This is a genomic window from Undibacterium sp. Xuan67W (assembly GCF_049340165.1).
In the GTDB taxonomy this organism is placed as follows: Bacteria; Pseudomonadota; Gammaproteobacteria; order Burkholderiales; family Burkholderiaceae_D; genus Undibacterium.
Genome location: NZ_JBMPPN010000016.1, coordinates 53394 through 71535, shown reverse-complemented (window position 1 = coordinate 71535; position 18142 = coordinate 53394). Strand labels below are relative to the sequence as shown.

Annotated in this window: 17 protein-coding genes; 10 read left to right on the top strand and 7 right to left on the bottom strand. The window is 49.9% G+C overall.

Going from position 1 to position 18142, the window contains the following annotated elements; genetic code table 11:
• The first annotated feature begins 130 nt into the window (after positions 1-130).
• From ACO0LE_RS14520 to gloA, 8 genes are all read left to right on the top strand, one after another.
• Positions 131-445 carry a zinc-ribbon domain and TM2 domain-containing protein gene (locus ACO0LE_RS14520; protein WP_422961068.1) on the top strand — a complete coding sequence of 105 codons (315 nt, stop codon included), beginning with the start codon at positions 131-133 and terminating at the stop codon, positions 443-445.
• A gap of 142 nt (positions 446-587) precedes the next feature.
• Complete coding sequence (locus tag ACO0LE_RS14515) at positions 588-1091, top strand: DUF805 domain-containing protein (RefSeq protein WP_422961067.1); 504 nt, start codon at positions 588-590, stop codon at positions 1089-1091.
• 225 nt (positions 1092-1316) lie between these two features.
• Positions 1317-2258, top strand: a complete 942-nt coding sequence (gene glyQ / locus ACO0LE_RS14510; RefSeq protein WP_422961066.1) for a glycine--tRNA ligase subunit alpha — start codon at positions 1317-1319, stop codon at positions 2256-2258.
• Between the two features lie 152 nt (positions 2259-2410).
• On the top strand, positions 2411-4495 hold the full coding sequence (gene glyS / locus ACO0LE_RS14505; RefSeq protein WP_422961065.1) for a glycine--tRNA ligase subunit beta: 2085 nt from the start codon (positions 2411-2413) through the stop codon (positions 4493-4495).
• Between the two features lie 160 nt (positions 4496-4655).
• Positions 4656-5219, top strand: a complete 564-nt coding sequence (gene gmhB / locus ACO0LE_RS14500) for a D-glycero-beta-D-manno-heptose 1,7-bisphosphate 7-phosphatase (protein WP_422961090.1) — start codon at positions 4656-4658, stop codon at positions 5217-5219.
• A gap of 162 nt (positions 5220-5381) precedes the next feature.
• A complete protein-coding gene (locus tag ACO0LE_RS14495; RefSeq protein WP_422961064.1) occupies positions 5382-6122 on the top strand; it encodes a lysophospholipid acyltransferase family protein in 741 nt (246 codons plus the stop codon).
• An 81-nt stretch (positions 6123-6203) separates the two neighbouring features.
• Positions 6204-7085: a M48 family metallopeptidase gene (locus ACO0LE_RS14490; RefSeq protein WP_422961089.1), complete on the top strand. Its 882-nt coding sequence runs from the start codon at positions 6204-6206 to the stop codon at positions 7083-7085.
• 112 nt (positions 7086-7197) lie between these two features.
• Positions 7198-7605 carry a lactoylglutathione lyase gene (gloA, locus tag ACO0LE_RS14485; RefSeq protein ID WP_422961063.1) on the top strand — a complete coding sequence of 136 codons (408 nt, stop codon included), beginning with the start codon at positions 7198-7200 and terminating at the stop codon, positions 7603-7605.
• 123 nt (positions 7606-7728) lie between these two features.
• Here gloA and ACO0LE_RS14480 read toward each other — a convergent pair whose 3' ends face one another.
• From ACO0LE_RS14480 to ACO0LE_RS14450, 7 genes are all read right to left on the bottom strand, one after another.
• Positions 7729-8019 carry a hypothetical protein gene (locus tag ACO0LE_RS14480; RefSeq protein WP_422961062.1) on the bottom strand — a complete coding sequence of 97 codons (291 nt, stop codon included), beginning with the start codon at positions 8017-8019 and terminating at the stop codon, positions 7729-7731.
• 36 nt (positions 8020-8055) lie between these two features.
• Positions 8056-8178, bottom strand: coding sequence for a hypothetical protein (locus tag ACO0LE_RS14475; protein WP_422961061.1), 123 nt, complete (start codon positions 8176-8178; stop codon positions 8056-8058).
• Positions 8179-8373: 195 nt separating this feature from the next.
• Positions 8374-10020 (bottom strand): glucose-6-phosphate isomerase, encoded by a 1647-nt coding sequence (gene pgi / locus ACO0LE_RS14470; protein ID WP_422961060.1) that lies wholly within the window; start codon positions 10018-10020, stop codon positions 8374-8376.
• A gap of 97 nt (positions 10021-10117) precedes the next feature.
• Positions 10118-10906, bottom strand: coding sequence for a 16S rRNA (adenine(1518)-N(6)/adenine(1519)-N(6))-dimethyltransferase RsmA (gene rsmA, locus ACO0LE_RS14465; RefSeq protein WP_422961059.1), 789 nt, complete (start codon positions 10904-10906; stop codon positions 10118-10120).
• A gap of 128 nt (positions 10907-11034) precedes the next feature.
• Positions 11035-12063, bottom strand: coding sequence for a 4-hydroxythreonine-4-phosphate dehydrogenase PdxA (gene pdxA, locus ACO0LE_RS14460; RefSeq protein WP_422961058.1), 1029 nt, complete (start codon positions 12061-12063; stop codon positions 11035-11037).
• Entirely contained in the window at positions 12060-13463 is a 1404-nt protein-coding gene (locus ACO0LE_RS14455) for a peptidylprolyl isomerase (RefSeq protein WP_422961057.1), read from the bottom strand. The genes pdxA and ACO0LE_RS14455 overlap by 4 nt, the downstream gene beginning before the upstream one ends.
• A gap of 123 nt (positions 13464-13586) precedes the next feature.
• Complete coding sequence (locus ACO0LE_RS14450) at positions 13587-15842, bottom strand: LPS-assembly protein LptD (protein WP_422961056.1); 2256 nt, start codon at positions 15840-15842, stop codon at positions 13587-13589.
• A 337-nt stretch (positions 15843-16179) separates the two neighbouring features.
• On the opposite strand from ACO0LE_RS14450, the gene ACO0LE_RS14445 reads away from it, so the two are divergent.
• Positions 16180-17202: an aminoglycoside phosphotransferase family protein gene (locus tag ACO0LE_RS14445; protein WP_422961055.1), complete on the top strand. Its 1023-nt coding sequence runs from the start codon at positions 16180-16182 to the stop codon at positions 17200-17202.
• 197 nt (positions 17203-17399) lie between these two features.
• On the top strand, positions 17400-18128 hold the full coding sequence (murU, locus tag ACO0LE_RS14440) for an N-acetylmuramate alpha-1-phosphate uridylyltransferase MurU (RefSeq protein WP_422961054.1): 729 nt from the start codon (positions 17400-17402) through the stop codon (positions 18126-18128).
• Positions 18129-18142: the final 14 nt, after the last annotated feature.

The window sequence follows — 18142 nt, the reverse complement described above, 5'->3', positions numbered from 1 at the left end:
CTCGTAGAATTGTTAGCATAGAAAGATTAATTAGCAATATAACGAATGTTATGTGCACTCTTTTTAAAAATACACACTAAGGATTGTGCATCAAGACTCTTTAGCCACTATTACCAGACCAGGAGAGAACATGGGTATGGTCTTTTGCCGCGGTTGCGGAAAAGAAATACATGAGACAGCGATGAGCTGCCCTCATTGCGGCGCTCAGCAATTAGCGCCACAAAATCAGACAACCACAGACAAGCGGATATTACCTGCTGCACTGTTCTGCTTTTTCTTTGGCTTTCTGGGAGTGCACCGTTTTTATGTCGGAAAAGTCGGAACGGGCATTCTGCAAATTTTGACACTAGGCGGGCTCGGCATCTGGGTACTGATTGATTTTATTATGATCGTTGTCGGTAGCTTCACGGACAGTGACGGCAAGAAAATTAATCTGTGGACCTGATGTGAATCAACTGTAACGTCGCAGGCCAAAGTCACCACGATGTCAATAAAATGATTCATGCGGCTTACTTGGCTCATGTGGCTTACACAACTTTTACAAGCGATACAATCAGCAGCACATTGAAGAACTCAAGGGAGATCAAATGAACATGGTATTTTGTCGAGGCTGCGGTAAAGAAATCCACGAAACCGCTGTCACCTGCCCGCACTGTGGCGCGGCGCAAGCCACAAGCTCAGCAACATCAACGGCGTCCACCATAGCAGATGACACGGGCAATGCCTTTGACTGGTATATCTTGGTGTTACAAAAATATGCGGTATTTACCGGTCGCTCACGTCGTAAGGAATATTGGTTTTTCTTCTTGTTTACGATATTGATTTCAATGGGACTGGCGATTGTTGACCGCATCACAGGCACGGCAAGTTTTGGCTCGAATACGGGCTTGCTTGGTGGCCTTTACTCATTAGCTACGTTTATCCCTGGTTTAGCCGTTACGGCAAGACGCCTACACGATACCGGGCGCAGCGCATGGTGGATGTTAATTGCGTTCATCCCTGTTATTGGCTGGATCATCCTGATCGTATTTTTGGCCTCAGAAAGCCATCGTGCAGAAAATGAATACGGCGTATGCCCGAAAATGATGTAAATCAGACTGGCGCCTGCTGCATTTAGGCAATACCTAATCAGGGTATCAGGATCATAAGAGGTGACATCCCAATACGATTGTCACCTCTTTTGTTTTTATCGACACCGATCAGGCAGGCTAGACTGAAGCAAATTCGCCCCTGTCGCCTAAAACCCGCTAAAATCTAAGGCTGTGCAAACTTTACTCTGCGTCATCCAACGCCATCATCCAGAGCGGAACACCAACATGCTGACATTTCAACAAATCATCCTCACACTGCAAGACTACTGGGACAAACAGGGCTGCGCCTTGCTACAACCCTATGACATGGAAGTCGGTGCGGGCACTTCGCATACCGGCACCTTCTTGCGCGCGATCGGGCCAGAGCCATGGCGTGCTGCCTATGTACAGCCGTCACGCCGCCCTAAGGATGGTCGTTATGGCGAGAATCCCAATCGCCTGCAACACTATTACCAGTATCAGGTCGTCTTAAAACCCGCACCGGACAATATTCTCGACCTCTACCTCGGTTCCTTAAAAGCTCTGGGTCTGGATTTGCAGCAAAACGATATTCGCTTTGTTGAAGACGATTGGGAAAACCCGACGCTGGGCGCATGGGGACTGGGTTGGGAAGTCTGGCTCAACGGCATGGAAGTCACGCAATTCACGTACTTTCAGCAAGTTGGCGGTCTGGATTGCAAACCGATTCTCGGCGAAATCACCTATGGCATAGAACGTCTCGCGATGTATTTGCAAGGCGTAGAAAACGTCTATGATTTAGTCTGGACTGAGCGCGAAGAAAACGGTAAAACTGTGCGCCTGTCCTACGGCGATGTCTTCCATCAAAACGAGGTGGAACAATCGACTTTTAATTTTGAATATTCGAATACCGATTTTCTGTTTTCACTATTTACCAATTACGAAGCCGAAGCCAAGCGCCTGCTGGATGTCACCGAAAAATCTTTGGCTTTGCCTGCTTACGAAATGATTCTGAAAGCCGGACACACTTTCAATTTGCTCGATGCTCGCGGAGCGATTTCTGTGACGGAACGCGCCGCGTATATCGGCCGTATCCGTAATTTATCGCGTGCAGTTGCAGCAGCCTACTACGCTTCTCGTGAAAAGTTAGGCTTCCCTATGTGTGCCGCAGATGATCAGCATAAACCAGTCCCTGTATTGGCAGATTAAACGCAAATAGCTAGGGAATATACGTAGGGTGCGCCATGCGCACCACCTCGCAAACCTGTAGTTATAAACCGATGAACTAGTGCGCACTGCGCCCCCTGCATAAGCGAGTTTGGTCGTATCGGACAAAGTTAGAATCTATAGAGATAGAAAAAATGAACAACACACTCTTAGTTGAATTATTTACAGAAGAACTGCCACCGAAGGCACTCGCTAAACTTGGCGAAGCATTTGCCGCTGGCATCGTGAATGGATTGAAAGCACGTGATTTCTTAGAGAGCGACTCTGTTGCCACCAGCTACGCATCACCACGCCGTCTGGCTGTGAGTATCACGAATGTGCGTGCTACGTCGCCAGATAAAGTATTGCGCGAAAAAGTTTTACCGGTATCTGTCGCACTCGATGCAGCAGGTAACGCCACCGCACCGCTGGCAAAAAAACTGGCGGCACTTGGGTTCCCCGATCTGCAAGTCAGTCAGCTCGAACGCGCTGTCGATGGCAAGGCTGAGAGTTTTTTCTACAGCTACACGGCAGCAGGTTCTGCCTTAGCAGGTAGTTTGCAAACGACATTGGAAGAAGCGATTAGTAAATTACCGATCCCTAAAGTCATGAGCTATCAGCGTCCTGATGGTGAAACCGTGCATTTTGTGCGCCCTGTACATCGCATCATCGTTCTGCACGGTGCCGATATTGTGCCGCTTTCCCTGCTTGGCTTAAAGAGTGATCGCGTGACTTTGGGTCATCGCTTTTTGACGACGGGTCAGATCAGTATCACGCATGCAAACGACTATGCCGCCAATCTGGCAAGTCAAGGTAAAGTCATCGCCAGTGTCGCCGAGCGCAAGGAAAAAATTCGTGCTGCCTTGTTAGCAAAAGCAGGCAACGATCAGGTATTGATGCCCGAATCTCTGCTCGATGAAGTCACTGCACTGGTCGAATGGCCTGTGATTTACGAATGCAAGTTCGAAGATGAATTCCTGGCTGTGCCGCAAGAATGTCTTATCCTGACCATGCAAACCAATCAGAAGTATTTTGCCCTGACGGACGCCAATGGCAAATTGCGCTCGCGCTTTTTGATCGTCTCGAATCTGGAAACAGCAACACCGGAACACATCATTCAAGGCAATGAGCGCGTGGTACGCCCACGCTTGTCGGATGCAAAATTCTTCTTCGAGCAAGACAAGAAAAAAACTCTGGAAGCGCGCTTGCCGATGCTAGCAAATGTTGTGTATCACAATAAACTCGGTAGCCAAAAAGAACGTACTGAACGCGTACAGTCACTGGCAGGCCAAATTGCCCTGTCAATGGGTACCGATGCCGCGCTGGCGAAACGTGGTGCCTTGCTGGCAAAAGCAGATTTGCTGACAGATATGGTCGGTGAGTTCCCTGAATTACAAGGCATCATGGGCACGTATTACGCGCTGCATGATGGCGAGCATGCCGAAGTTGCCGCTGCGGCGTCTGAGCACTATCAGCCCCGTTTTGCCGGTGACGCATTGCCTGCGACAGCAACCGGTACCGCCGTCGCGCTGGCTGATAAACTGGAAACACTGGTCGGTATCTGGGGCATAGGTTTACAACCGACCGGCGACCGCGATCCGTTTGCGCTGCGTCGTCATGCTCTGGGCGTGTTGCGTATGCTGGTTGAAAAACGTTTACCGCTGTCACTCAGTACACTGCTGGCAGATACCCTTGCACAATTTGCTGGCAATGCCAATTTTAAAGATCCTAGTGCGGAAGTACTAAGTTTCATGTATGACCGTCTGCGTGGTCAGTTGCGCGAGAAAGGCTTTTCTCAGAATGAAGTCGAAGCTGTCGTTGCACAAAATCCTGACACACTGGACAACATCGTAGAGCGCCTGCAAGCAGTACAAGCGTTCGCCGCCCTACCAGAGTCAGCTTCACTCGCTGCCGCCAATAAGCGCATCACGAATATTCTGAAAAAATCAGAAGCTACGCCAGGTGCCGTGCAAGTCAGCTTGTTGCAGGAAGCTGCAGAGCAAGCTTTGTACAATGCGATGGCCAAGGTAAAGCCAGAAGTCGATGCCGCATTTGCCAAAGGTGATTTCGCAGCAGCACTAAAAACTCTGGCGGCATTACGTGCTGAAGTTGATAGCTTCTTCAACGATGTGATGGTGAATGCTGACGACCTGGCTTTGCGAAATAATCGTCTGGCTTTGCTGAACGAATTGCATGGCATGTTAAATCAGGTAGCAGATATTTCTAAACTGGCTGCGTAATAATTGTGATCGATTACAGTCGATCGCAGTCGCTGATGCTGGCAACTATTGCATAACAGACGCACTCCCCTCACGCTCACTCGCTCGCGGATGAGCGTGAGTAAAACCAGAACTAGCCTAGATTAATCTAATCAGAAAAGGAATGCTCATGGAAAAACCGATGAAGCTGATCATCCTTGATCGCGATGGCGTAATCAATCATGACTCCGATGCTTTTATCAAATCACCGGACGAGTGGCATCCTATCCCTGGTTCCTTGCAAGCAATTGCGAAGCTTAATCAGGCAGGTTATCTGGTGGTCGTTGCTACCAATCAATCCGGTGTCGGTCGTAAGTTATTTGAAATGTCGACGCTGAATGCAATTCATCAAAAAATGCATACGGCCGCACAGCATGTCGGTGCTGAAATCGATGCTGTATTTTTTTGTCCGCATATCGCCGATGATAATTGCGATTGCCGTAAACCAAAGCCGGGCATGCTGCGGGAGATCGCGCAGCGCTACGATATTAGCCTGAAAGGTGTGCATAGCGTCGGTGATTCGCTGCGAGATTTACAGGCGGGATTTGTCGAGGGCTGTGTGCCTCATCTGGTATTGACCGGCAAAGGTAAAAAAACCTTCGACAAGGGCGGCCTGCCTCCCGGAACACAAATTTATCCGGATCTGGCGTCGATGGTAGACATCCTGCTAAAGAACACACCGGCAGAATTTTTTGTAGCGGTTTAGTAACGATTAAGTAGCGGCTTAGTATCAATTAATGGCTCTAATTCCTTGATCCAAAAACAATTTTCACGGTCTTTATGCTGCTTTTTTGTAGATTTTATTTTTCATAATCAGCACTTCCTTTATTGACGATAATCACTTCCCGGTTATCTTGTTGGAGATACGATGCTTCGTTTTACCTATTTTTTACGCTCTGTATTATTTGTCAGCTTGATGGCTGTTGCGACGATAATCTGGGCAATGGCCTGTCTGCTATTCGCACCTTTGCCTTACAACAAACGTTATTACTGGACGGCGCGCTGGAATGTTTTTGTGATCTGGCTGGCGAAGGTCGTATGCGGCATCCGCTATGAAATCAAAGGCCTGGAAAATCTGCCTGACCAGCCAGTGATTTTATTGTCCAAGCATCAGTCCGCATGGGAAACCATTTTTTATATGACCTGCATGCCACGTCCTTTGGTGTATGTATTTAAAAAAGAGATTACCTATATTCCCTTCTTCGGCTGGGGCATTTCTCTGATGCGCATGATCCCGATTGATCGCAGCAAAGGCAAAGATGCCTTCGCCCAGGTCGTAGAGCATGGACGCCGCCGGCTTGCCGACGGACAATGGGTTATTATGTTCCCTGAAGGTACGCGAATTCGTGTTGGTGAAAAAGGCAACTATAAACTCGGCGGCACTCGCCTGGCAACAGAGACCAACACAGCCGTCGTTCCTATCGCTATGAATTCCGGCGAATGCTGGGGCAAAAATTCTTTCATCAAGACGCCTGGGCTGATCACCGTATCAATCGGCAAGCCGATCGTACCGGATGGTTTGAGTTCATCGGAATTGATGCAAAAAGTTGAGGCCTGGGTAGAAGGCGAAATGCGCGTCATCTCGCCGCAGGTATACAAAAAAAACTGATCAAGACTCTCTTGGTCAATCAGGAGAGTTGAAGCATTGAAATCATGTTTGTCATTATTGACCAAGCCTTTGCAGTTTCTGATGCAACTGGACTTATTTTCGGATCATCGTACAGACGATGCGGAATCGTCTGGTTCTGCATCATCCGGTTCACCTTATGCTGATCGCGCGCCACGGTTTAAAAAAACACCATCACTCAAGCTAGAATCCCCGCCCTCTCCCCCTCCCGCTAAAGCGCCTAATAAGCGTCAGGTTCGCCTGGCCGAGCAATGGCTGGAATACACGCTGCTGCGTTCAAAGCGCCGCACCATCGGCTTTCTGATCAACGAGGACGGACTGAGAATTACTGCGCCGCGCTGGGTCACGATTGCCGATATTGAGCAGGCGATTCATGAGAAGCAACGCTGGATAGTGACCAAGCTCAATGAACGCCGCGAACGCGACGCGCGCCAGCTACAACCGCAAATGCAATGGGTGGACGGCGGCAAATTACCTTACCTAGGCAAGCAATTGACCCTACGTATTCTGGCGAACCAGGCGATGGGGATCACACTGGATAATGCCAGCGATGAGCTCAGGATCAGTCTGCCGGCAGACGCAGGTGAACAACAATTGAAAGATCGCGTACAAGCCTGGATGCAGCAGGAAGCGCGCCGGGTATTTTTAGAACGGTTACCGGTCTATGCAGAAAAACTTGATGTCAGCTATCACTCAATGTCTCTGTCAGCTGCGACCACGCGCTGGGGTTCGTGTACCTCGCAAGGCAAGATACGCTTAAACTGGCGCCTGATTCATTTTTCTCCGGCATTGATCGACTATGTGGTTGCGCATGAGCTGGCGCATTTACGCGAGATGAACCATGGCCCGCAATTCTGGGCGACGGTACAATCGGTGTTCCCCGACTTTGAGCAGGCCAAACACGCTTTACGGCATCACGCTATTCATGACATTCCTGTATTTTAGGGGAGTATCTGATTTACATGGCTGATTCCGCAATGTCTACATAGGCATTTAGTTTATTTACCCATATACTCATATCCAGTATATTTATCAATCAAACAAGGACAAACTCATCATGCGTATTTTGCACACCATGCTACGCGTTGGAAATTTGCAAGCTTCCATCGACTTCTATACCAAAATTTTAGGCATGACACTGCTGCGTCAGTCTGACAATCCCGAGTACAAATATACGCTGGCATTTTTAGGCTACGGCAGCAATCCGGAACACGCCGAACTAGAGTTGACCTATAACTATGGCGTGGATAGCTACGATCTGGGCAGCGCCTACGGCCATATCGCGATTGCCGTACCTGATGCTTATCAGGCTTGCGCCGATGTCAAAGCCAATGGCGGCAATGTCACGCGCGAAGCCGGTCCTGTCAAAGGCGGCAAAACCGTGATTGCATTTGTGCAGGATCCTGATGGTTATAAGATTGAGCTGATCGAACGAAAAACAGCCGATCAGGCCACCAGTCTGTGATCGACGACACTATCTGCAAGCGAAGCTATCGCGCTATATACGCACTGTATGAATAATAAAAAAGGAGCCATCTGGCTCCTTTTTTATTATTCATACATTATTTTGACCGGATCAAAACACCATTTACGAATGAGATTCACGCATACTGTGTGATGATTTGTCGACTGAAGCGTGTTGAGACTCTTTAGAATGTTGTTCTTCGGTTTTGATCTCTGCCTGCTTGTTGGCAATGGCATATCCTGTCGCCACCGGCAGGACAAAATATAAGAACCAGTGATCCAGCAATGCCAGGAACATCATGCCGTAAGAATCATCATAGGAAGCATGCCCGCTTTCGATACCCTTCAAAGTAACAACAAGGAAGAGTAAGGCAAGCATCAGATAATTAAAATGAATAGAAGTTGCGGCTCTCATTTTTCGGCGCTCAAAGTCAATAATTAAATTTGCAATTTAGGGTTGGTGATCGGAAACTTGCTCAGACTGCTGCTCTGCGATTTTATTCATGACTTTGACCAGACCAACAAGACCAGCGATTAAAGCAACGGTTAATACACCGATAATTCCGTCCAACATAATAACTCCAATTAGGAAAATATTTCTATAAACCAATAATTTCTACAGGTAAATTATATGGATATTTTCCCGAAGGAAACACCTAGATTGTGTCAAATGTTGTTAAATTTTTTTACGTTTTAAGTTAGGCGATGTTGTGATGGCTTGTCACTATGTTTCATTGTTGTGGTCAACACTGATGACCACAACAATAAATCAGACATGCCCGTGACGGCGGAAATACGCGATCAGGCCACTGGTCGACGTATCGAGTTGTGCGTCATAAGCCTGATCACCCTTGATCGCTGGCAGTAAGCGATTCGCCAGTTGTTTACCCAGCTCGACACCCCACTGATCAAAGGAATTTATTCCCCAGATCACGCCCTGTACAAACACTTTATGCTCATATAAGGCAAGCAACATACCGAGCTGAAAAGGATCAAGATTTGGCATCAGGATCGTTGTCGACGGTTGATTGCCTGCAAATACTTTATGCGGCAACAAGGCGGCAATTTTTGCCTCACTCAGTCCTGCCGCAGATAATTCCACCCGCGCCTGCTCTTCGGTTTTACCGAATGCCAACGCAGCACTTTGCGCCAGACAATTTGCCAGCAAAGGTGCCTGATGCCCAGGCAAGGGATAATCGCTAGACGCCGCCACTACGAAGTCACAAGGGATCAGCCAGCCACCCTGATGCAACAATTGGAAAAAAGCATGTTGACCATTGACGCCGATTTCACCCCAGACAATCGGGTTGGCACGGCAGGTCAGCGGCTCGCCATCACGGCCAACCGTTTTGCCATTCGACTCCATCTCCAATTGCTGCAAGAACGCAGGCAAATGACGGATTGATTCGTTATACGGCAAGATCGCGGTAGTTTCAGCCCCCAGGAAATTGGTATTCCAGATCGAAATCAAAGCCAGCAACACCGGCAAATTATGCTCCAGCGGCGCACTGCAGAAATGCTGATCCATGGTCTCAGCCCCCTCCAAGAGGCGCTCAAACCCATTCATGCCGATCGCCAGCGCAACTGATAATCCAACCGCCGACCACAGAGAATAACGCCCGCCGACCCAGTCCCAGATTTGTAAAATATTGGCATCGGGAATACCGAACTCATGCGCTTTATCCGGGCTAGATGTGACCGCAATAAAGTGCTTGGCAACAGCCCATTCCTCCATCGCTGCCGCCATCAGCCAGGTCCGTGCAGTATGGGCGTTGATGCTGGTTTCCTGCGTGGTGAAGGTTTTGGAGGCCACGATAAACAAGGTCGTCCGCGGATCAAGCTTTTCGAGCAGCGGCGCGAGATGGGCACTGTCCAGATTCGACACATAATAAAAAGTCAGGCCAGGATGCTGAAGCGCAGACAGCGCGCGGGTTGCCAGTTTAGGTCCGAGATCCGAGCCACCAATACCAATATTCACCACGTTCTGAATCGCATCACCTTTAAAGCCGCGCCACAGGCCGCTGCGCACACGCTCAACGATATCGCGCATCTGCTTGCGTACACCGCGCACCAGGGGCATTACATCGTTTTCAGCGGAAGGAAATGGGGTAAAAGTCGTATGACGAAGTGCCGTATGCAAGACCGCACGATCTTCGCTGAAATTGATTTTTTCACCGGCAAACATACGGTCACGCCAGTTCTCAACCTTGGCAAGCCGGGCTAGCTCGATCAGGCTTTGCAACGCTTCTGCATCAATTCTCTGCTTAGAATAATCAACCAGCAAGCCATCCAGCCCGGCAGAAAAATGCTGGAAGCGTGCCGGATCAAAGGCAAATAAATCACGCAAATGCAGCGCATCGAGCCTGGCCTTATGGCCCAGTAATGTCTGCCATTCTGAAGTACGGGTGATATCCATATTGACCTAACTTATACGAGATGCGTTAAACGGGATGCGTTAATTGGAACCAGATTTGGAAGCAGACATTATCGAGACACGGCAAGTTACTGAGCCCTTATACGCCAGATGTTTGCTTCTCTAGCAAACGTGCCAGCGCCACGTAGTGCTCCAGAGAGATCGTCTCGGGGCGCATTTGTGGATTGACACCTGTGTCAATTAATTGTTGTTCGGCAAACATACCCGCAACGCAGTTGCGCACCACTTTACGCCGTTGAGAAAACGCTTTGGTCACAACCTGTTCCAGCATTTTGACATTGCATTCCAGAGGCGCCGCTTTAGGAATCATACGCACAATCGCTGAGTCCACTTTAGGCGGCGGATCGAACGCCGTTGGCGGCACAACAAATAATAAGTCCATGTGATAGCGCCATTGCAGCATCACCGATAAACGACCATAGGCTTTGCTACCGGGCTCTGCAACCATGCGCTCAACCACTTCTTTTTGCAGCATGAAATGCTGATCTTCCACCAGCGGGGCAATCTCGGCCAGATGAAATAATAAGGGGCTGGAAATGTTGTACGGAAGATTACCGACAACACGTAACTTTTTCCCGGCCGGAACCGGAATCGTTGAAAAATCAAACTGCAAGGCATCGCCTTCATGGATGATCAATTTAGCAGGATCGAAGGTTTTCTTCAGACGGGCAACAAGATCGCGGTCAAGTTCAACGACGTGCAACTCGCTTAAACCATCAAGCAGTAATTTTGTCATCGCTGCCAGGCCGGGACCAATCTCGACCATGGTCTGGCCAGGCTGGGGATTGATCGCGCTAGTGATGTCACCAAGGACAAGCTGGTCCGTCAAAAAATTCTGACCGAAGCGTTTACGGGGTATGTGTTTCATGTTGTGTCGAAAAGTTGATTGCCGCGATTGTAAAACATACGCGAGCTATTGAATGTGCGATAAGCGCGGAATCCTTAGTCAATGTTGCAAATGATGCATCCAAGGAAATACTCTGTATCAAAGATACTTCAGGTCACGCCCAAATTCGCCATAGCGGCTGCAACGCGAATTGCAACTAGCATACTACCGACATCGGCATGTCCTACGCCCTCTGCAGCCAGATCCAGCGCAGTGCCATGATCGACCGAAGTGCGTATCAGAGGCAAACCGAGAGTGATATTCACCCCCATGCCGAAACTTGCATGCTTCAATACAGGCAGGCCCTGATCGTGATACATCGCCAGCACGCAGTCTGCTTCTTGCAGATATTTTTGCTGAAACAAAGTATCCGCCGGATATGGTCCCCGGACATCCATTCCCAGACTTTGCGCCTGCTGGATCACCGGGATGATCACGTCAATTTCTTCTCGCCCGAGATACCCATTTTCACCCGCATGCGGATTCAGGCCAGTGACCAGTATTTTCGGCTGCGGCAACCCAAATTTAGTGTGTAGATCGCGATGAATAATCTGGATGGTAGTCAGTAAATGGGTCGGCTCGATCGCTGCAGCGACATCTTTGAGAGGCAGATGGGTTGTTGCCAGTGCCACCCGCAGAGGCTGCGGTAAGTGGGCAGACGCTTCGCAGGCCAGCATCATGACGACCTGAGCAGTCTCGGTTTTTTCTGCGAAATATTCGGTATGTCCGCTGAACGGTACACCTGCATCATTGATCGTGCTTTTTTGCAAGGGAGCGGTAACAATGGCATCACACCAGCCTTGCTGCACACTTTCAATGGCCACATCCAAGGTATGCAAAACCGAGCGGCCGTTGCGCGCATCTAACTGACCCGCGATCACATGTGCGGCCAGCGGACAATCAATCACCGTGATCTGATCCGCGCCGCAGCCGGGCAAGCCGCTGTAACGCAGCGCTTCCAGAGAAACGCCCATTAGTTTCATATCAGGATCAATCTCGCCAGCCAGCATTGCCAGATAGGCCGCATCTCCGATCAGGACAGGACGGATTTCGTGCCGTAATTGCCATGCAGCGCGGAGTGAGATTTCCGGGCCTATGCCGGCGGGCTCTCCCACCGTGATGGCAATTTTCTTACTCAATTATCGTCCAGGCGGAACTCGACATAAGCACGATCACGCAATTGACGCAACCAGTCTTGCAAGGCCTCATCCGCTTTACGATCACGCACGGCCTGGCGGGCAACCAGACGCTGACGCTCTTTGGAAACATCATCGGCTTTACGCTCGGTGACCTGAATCAGGTGCAGGCCAAACGAGGATTCAACCGGTTCACTGACCTCATTGATCGCAAGTTTATTCATCGCCTGTTCAAATTCCGCCACGGTATCGCCAGGATAAATCCAGCCTAGATCACCGCCCTTAGACGCCGTTGCATCGTTCGAAAACAACTTCGCCAGTTCTTCAAATGTAGCGGCCTTATTGTCGAGACGCTGTTTCAATTCGACCAGCTTGCGGCGCGCTTCAGCCGCAGTCACGATCTGGCTAGGCTTGATCAAGATATGGCGTACATGCGTTTGCTGAACGACGGTACCGTCGGCTTTGGTTTTCGCGATATCACGTTTGCCGGTCAGTTTCAGGATGTGGAAGCCATTTGGACTACGTACGATTTCCGTGACTTCGCCGACTTTGATTTTATTCAGGAAATCGATAAACAATTGCGGCAAACGATCCTGCTCACGCCAGCCGATATCGCCGCCTTTGATGCCTTCAGTGGCATCAGAATAAGTCACAGCGAGTTTGGCAAAATCTTCACCTGCACGCAGTTTTTTCGCTACTTCTTCGGCGCGCAAACGACGCTGATTGATTTGCTCAGCAGAAGCGTTTTCCGGGATCAGAACTAGAATATGCGACAAGCTCAATTCTTGCGGAACTTTGCCCGGTGCGGCTTCTATCGCGAGATAGTTATCGACCTCTGATTCGGATACCTGGATTTTGCTATCGACTTCGCGTTCGCGTATGCGCTGCATCATGATGTCGTCACGGACCTCTTCGCGGAAACGCGCATAGGACGTGCCTTCACGTTCGACCTGATTGCGAAATTCCTGTATCGACATTTTGTTTTGTTCAGCCAGACGCACCATGGCGCGGTCTAACATGATGTCATCGACACGCATACCGTTCTCTTTTGCCAGTTGCAATTGAGCGCGATCAACGATCATGCGCTCAAGCAATTGCTTTTGGAGATCTGTACGGTTTGGCAAGGCGGTACCTTGCGCGGCGAGTCGCTTCTCGACTGAACGCAGACGCTCGCTCAACTCCTGGCTGGTAATCACGTCTTCATTCACAACGACAACGATCTTATTGACCAGTTGTCCTTTTTCATTCGGATTGTTCGCTTGATTCACCGGCAGAATCGGCGCGATCGGAGAAATCGCTGGTGCCACTTTTTGCGCCCACACCGGAGCGGCGGCGACCATCGTGACTGAAACAGCCAGAGCAGAGAAAAGAGTACGTTGTGTCATGTGCAAGTTGTGTCGCATAGTGATCCAAATTCATATTAAAACGGACAGGAAATCGCACGTCTTGTGCGCCGCCTGCCACTACTTACCGCTGCCTCGCGCTTAAAAAACATTAAGCGAATTAAGCAAAAGCTGAAATATACGCTAATTTATCGGCTGATAACCTGAAATATTCTTTTTCAGGACCTCTATCGGGTTCGATCCCAATTTGGCCAGTCCGTTCAATTCCAACTGAATAAAAAACGCCGTTGTACTCGCCAGCGTCGTCGTGGAAAAGCGCTGAGCCACCATGCGGAACGACCAGCAATTACAAGGATCTTTGTATTCAAAACCCGCGAGACCATCAACCAGCTTTTTATCTGGCAGAGAATAATTACTTCTACCCACTACAAACCAGCGATTCGCGATTGGCAGTTGGGTAGATAAATCAAGTTGCTCCAGGCTATCGCGCTGATAGCGGTATTCGAGATTCAATACCGTTTGCTGAGCAGGTTGCCAGCGTATGCCGTAATTCGACCGCACCGAATGCCGGTCTGTCTGACTTATCTGCAAAGCTGTATCTGCACTGATCTTGTCGGAGATTTTGCCCGAGGCGGCCAATAATAAATCCGAACGGCTCTGGCTATTGCTGGTGCTGTCGAGTGCGACCTTCTGGGTATTGAAGTAGAAACGCTGGCCAATCGCTACTTTGAAACGCTCTTCGCCATTACCCTCAATAAAACGTGAAATCAATGCGGCAGTAATCTGATTCGCGTCACCGATGCGATCTTGTCCGGTAAAGCGGTTTTCGCTAAAAATCTGGGCAAAGTTGAAATCGGCAGCAGCGCTGTCAAAATTCGGAAACTGGCTTTGATCGCGATAGGGCGTATTGACGTAAAACAGGCGCGGCTCCAGCGTCTGCGTCACCGGTTTACCCAGCAAACTCGACTGGCGCTCGAATACCAGCCCACTATCGACCGAGAAGGTTGGCAGGGTCCGATGAAAATCGGTGTCCTGACCGACGCCGGGATTGGTCAGGTGGTAATTGGTGGCATTGATCGAGAGCTTAGGCACGATGAAGAAACCAGGCTGGACAATAGGATAGGAGATCTGCGGATTAATCACGGCACGATCACCACGTACCAGAGTCGGATGCCAGAAGCGCGTAACGATCGTATCAACCGACCAGTCAAATCCCAGCACATCATGCTGTTCTGCATGCAAATTCAATTGTGGCAAACGGTCATAGGGGCGCGTAATCGGCGCCGTCAAATCCTGCAAGACCTGATAATTCGATGCCCGTAAAGCCGCATAACCAAGCCAGCCAGAGTAAGTCAGGCTCACATCCCGCAGCAATAAACGCTGTGCCGTTTTGGTAATCGAACTCGAAAAATCACTGGCATAGTCATCGTCAGACGCCGTGTTCACATTCCAGGCGAAGTCGAGTTGCGGCAACAGTTTTTGTTGATGCACCGATGCCAGCGCATAACGATTGGTACCTGTCTGACGATCATTCGCCAGGCCCTCTATCGTGGTAGTACCGGAAAAATCATCATCTAGGTAACGCGCCTCGGCACCCAGTTGCAAACCGCGCCGGGTAATCAGCTTGGGGTACAGAGTCAAATCCCGGTTTGGTGCAATATTGAAATAGTATGGCAAAGTCAGTTCCGGGCCACCTTTGGATGATCCGCCCCAGATCGGTGGCAACAAGCCAGAATGACGCGCGCCAGACAAAGGGAACGTTAGCGACGGGGTAGCCAGAATCGGTACGCCTTTGAAATACACGATCGTTTTACCCGCGATACCACGATCTAACCCGGTATCAAGCTTCAGGGTGTCTGACTGCAAGTACCAGTCAGGATCATCACTGCTACACGTGCTGTAGGTGCCGTTAATTACCGTCGATTGCTCTTCATTCTCAAACTCGATGCGCTCTGCTTTACCCTGAGCATTACTTCTGGTTAATTTGTATTTAGGCTTCAGCACAAATCCGATACCGGAATCGAGCTGCAATCGCATCGCCTCGCCGGTGTAGTTATCACCGCCTTTTTGCATGCGCACCTTGCCCGTCGCTTTAACTTCATCGTCGAGGTTGGTATAGGTCGCTTTATCCGCGTTGAGCTTGGTATCGCCACGAGTGACCTCGACATCATCGTCAAAGTCGACATATCGTTCAGGGCGTCCCGATATTTTTTCTGCACGCAATACCGTGGGTTGCTCTTTATCCCCTTTGATCACAACCTCGGACGGTTTGCTGCTGGCCTGCTTGTCCGAATTAGCCACCGCCGCAGGTGCTGAGGCGGAGCTTGTACTGGCGGAGTTCGTTGGCGCGCTCGTTGCTGGCGTTTGAATAACGGCCTGTGCAATAGCGTGGAGCGGAAACAGTGCCGACACAGCAATCGCAGAGATAGTAGGAAACAAATGCTGTGGGTGAGATAATACGGGTTTCCGGCGCATGTAATGTGAGTTCTAAGGAGCTTGTTTGGCGTTTATACGGATGAACACAAGCAGTCAAGTTTGCAACAATATCATCGCAAACTCTTTGCTACTACTTAGCAGTAATGCACCGCTGTAATCGTGTCGCACCCGAAATCAATCGCCTATTATAGGGGAAATGGCAGAAACCTCCGCACATTGTGCTGCCAAGATCTGCTGATCTGACGAAAGTCAGCAGAGCTAACGCCGTTCATACTCACTTTGTATTCGCTTCGTATTCAAACTGCAATCAATAATTATCTAAAATTTACCCAATTCCACCATGTCTACAAGCTCTGAAAACCAACGCATGTCCGATATTCATACCTGGCTTGCCACTATTAATAATCCCAGCCTGAACGTTGACAGCCTGCGCCCGGCTTCCGCTGATGCCAGTTTCCGCCGTTATTTCCGCATTGACGGTCAGGATGGTAAAACGTATATCGTCATGGATGCGCCACAGCCAGCCGAAGACGTGCGTCCTTTTATCAGCATTGCAGAATTATTGACTAAAATGAACTTGTCTGTTCCAGACATTCTTGCTCAGGATGCAGAACAAGGCCTGCTGCTTCTGACAGATCTGGGGACCACAACATATTTCAATGCGCTGAACCACGACACCGCACATAAGCTTTACATGGATGCCGTCGACAGCCTGATTTTGCTGCAAACTCAAAGCCGGCCGGACGTATTGCCCGAGTACGACAGAGAGTTCATGCTGCGCGAGCTGATGATTTTTCCGGAATGGTACATCGCGAAACATTTGGGTGTGACCCTGAGCGCAGCACAGACAGAGAGCCTGCACAAAGTATTTGACGCGCTGCTGGCTAACATCATGGCGCAGCCGCAAGTCTATGTACATCGCGACTACCACTCACGCAATCTGATGGTGCTGGACAAAGGCAACCCGGGGATACTGGATTTCCAGGGTGCACTGTACGGACCGCTGACCTATGATCTGGTCTCGCTATTACGCGATGCCTACGTGCAGTGGGATGAAGAAATGGTGCTGGACTGGGCCATTCGTTACTGGGAAAAAGCCCGCCGCGCCGGATTGCCGGTCAATACCGATGTCGACAGTTTCTACCGTGACTTTGAGTTCATGGGATTGCAACGTCACCTGAAAGTATTGGGTATCTTTGCGCGCCTGTCGCACCGCGATGGCAAGGACAATTATCTGGCCGATATGCCGCTGGTGATGGACTATGTCCGCAAAACCGCTAACCGCTACCATGTGTTAATCCCTTTGCTGCGTCTGCTCGACGAAATTCAGGAGACTGCGCCGACATTCGGTTATACGTTTTAAATCCAGCAGATCAAAGTAACCGGACAGTACTGACGTGAAATTGTTACCGCAAACGCAATGACAGAGGCAAAGGCAATGCGGCCAGCCACGACGCGCGGTAATGCCACCAGAGCGATTTTGCGCAATCACAGTCGAATTTGTATCGCAGCAATCTGCCCGAAGCTACATCACTTGTTACCAGAATAGATTACACGCCTATGAAAGCCATGTTATTAGCAGCAGGTCGCGGCGAGCGCATGCGACCACTGACCGACACCTGCCCTAAACCTTTACTCAAAGTGCGGGGTCGTCCACTGATCGTCTGGCATATCCTGAATCTGGTAAAAGCCGGGATTACCGAGATTGTCATCAACCATGCCCATCTGGGTCAGATGATTGTTGATGCCATCGGCGACGGCAGCAAGTTTGGTGCACACGTCACGTACTCAGCCGAGGCAACGGCGCTTGAGACGGCAGGCGGTATTGCGCAAGCGCTGCACCTGCTCGGCGACGAGCCGTTTCTGGTGGTGTCATCGGATATCTATATTCCCCATTTCAACTTCGAGGAATGTAAAAACACGCTGGAAGACAATGATATGTGGGGCAATCCGCATCCGCTGGACCAGCGCGATGTCGCCTGGCTATATGTGGTCAAAAATCCTGCCTTTCATCCCGAAGGCGATTTTGCGATGAACCTGATGGGCTTGTCGAATGACAGTACCAAAGGTTCGACACGATACACATTCGGAAATATCGGCGTCTACCGGCCAGAGATTTTTGCCGGTATCAAACCCGGCAGTCATGCCAAACTAGGACCTCTCTTGCGCGAAATCGCGGATAAGGGACAGCTCGGCGGCGAACTGTATCGTGGCGACTGGCACAACCTCGGTACGCCAGAACAACTCGCGGCATTGAATGCTCCGCTCAACCCACAAGCCCGTATTTAGCCGAATCGATGGAG

What these genes read in the sequence shown, in the direction of transcription:
- ACO0LE_RS14520 (WP_422961068.1), top strand. Translation starts at nt 131, where the DNA reads ATGGGTATGGTCTTTTGCCGCGGTTGCGGAAAAGAAATACATGAGACA.
- ACO0LE_RS14515 (WP_422961067.1), top strand. Translation starts at nt 588, where the DNA reads ATGAACATGGTATTTTGTCGAGGCTGCGGTAAAGAAATCCACGAAACC.
- glyQ (WP_422961066.1), top strand. Translation starts at nt 1,317, where the DNA reads ATGCTGACATTTCAACAAATCATCCTCACACTGCAAGACTACTGGGAC.
- glyS (WP_422961065.1), top strand. Translation starts at nt 2,411, where the DNA reads ATGAACAACACACTCTTAGTTGAATTATTTACAGAAGAACTGCCACCG.
- gmhB (WP_422961090.1), top strand. Translation starts at nt 4,656, where the DNA reads ATGAAGCTGATCATCCTTGATCGCGATGGCGTAATCAATCATGACTCC.
- ACO0LE_RS14495 (WP_422961064.1), top strand. Translation starts at nt 5,382, where the DNA reads ATGCTTCGTTTTACCTATTTTTTACGCTCTGTATTATTTGTCAGCTTG.
- ACO0LE_RS14490 (WP_422961089.1), top strand. Translation starts at nt 6,204, where the DNA reads ATGCAACTGGACTTATTTTCGGATCATCGTACAGACGATGCGGAATCG.
- gloA (WP_422961063.1), top strand. Translation starts at nt 7,198, where the DNA reads ATGCGTATTTTGCACACCATGCTACGCGTTGGAAATTTGCAAGCTTCC.
- ACO0LE_RS14480 (WP_422961062.1), bottom strand. Translation starts at nt 8,019, where the DNA reads ATGAGAGCCGCAACTTCTATTCATTTTAATTATCTGATGCTTGCCTTA.
- ACO0LE_RS14475 (WP_422961061.1), bottom strand. Translation starts at nt 8,178, where the DNA reads ATGTTGGACGGAATTATCGGTGTATTAACCGTTGCTTTAATCGCTGGT.
- pgi (WP_422961060.1), bottom strand. Translation starts at nt 10,020, where the DNA reads ATGGATATCACCCGTACTTCAGAATGGCAGACATTACTGGGCCATAAG.
- rsmA (WP_422961059.1), bottom strand. Translation starts at nt 10,906, where the DNA reads ATGAAACACATACCCCGTAAACGCTTCGGTCAGAATTTTTTGACGGAC.
- ACO0LE_RS14455 (WP_422961057.1), bottom strand. Translation starts at nt 13,463, where the DNA reads ATGCGACACAACTTGCACATGACACAACGTACTCTTTTCTCTGCTCTG.
- ACO0LE_RS14445 (WP_422961055.1), top strand. Translation starts at nt 16,180, where the DNA reads ATGTCTACAAGCTCTGAAAACCAACGCATGTCCGATATTCATACCTGG.
- murU (WP_422961054.1), top strand. Translation starts at nt 17,400, where the DNA reads ATGAAAGCCATGTTATTAGCAGCAGGTCGCGGCGAGCGCATGCGACCA.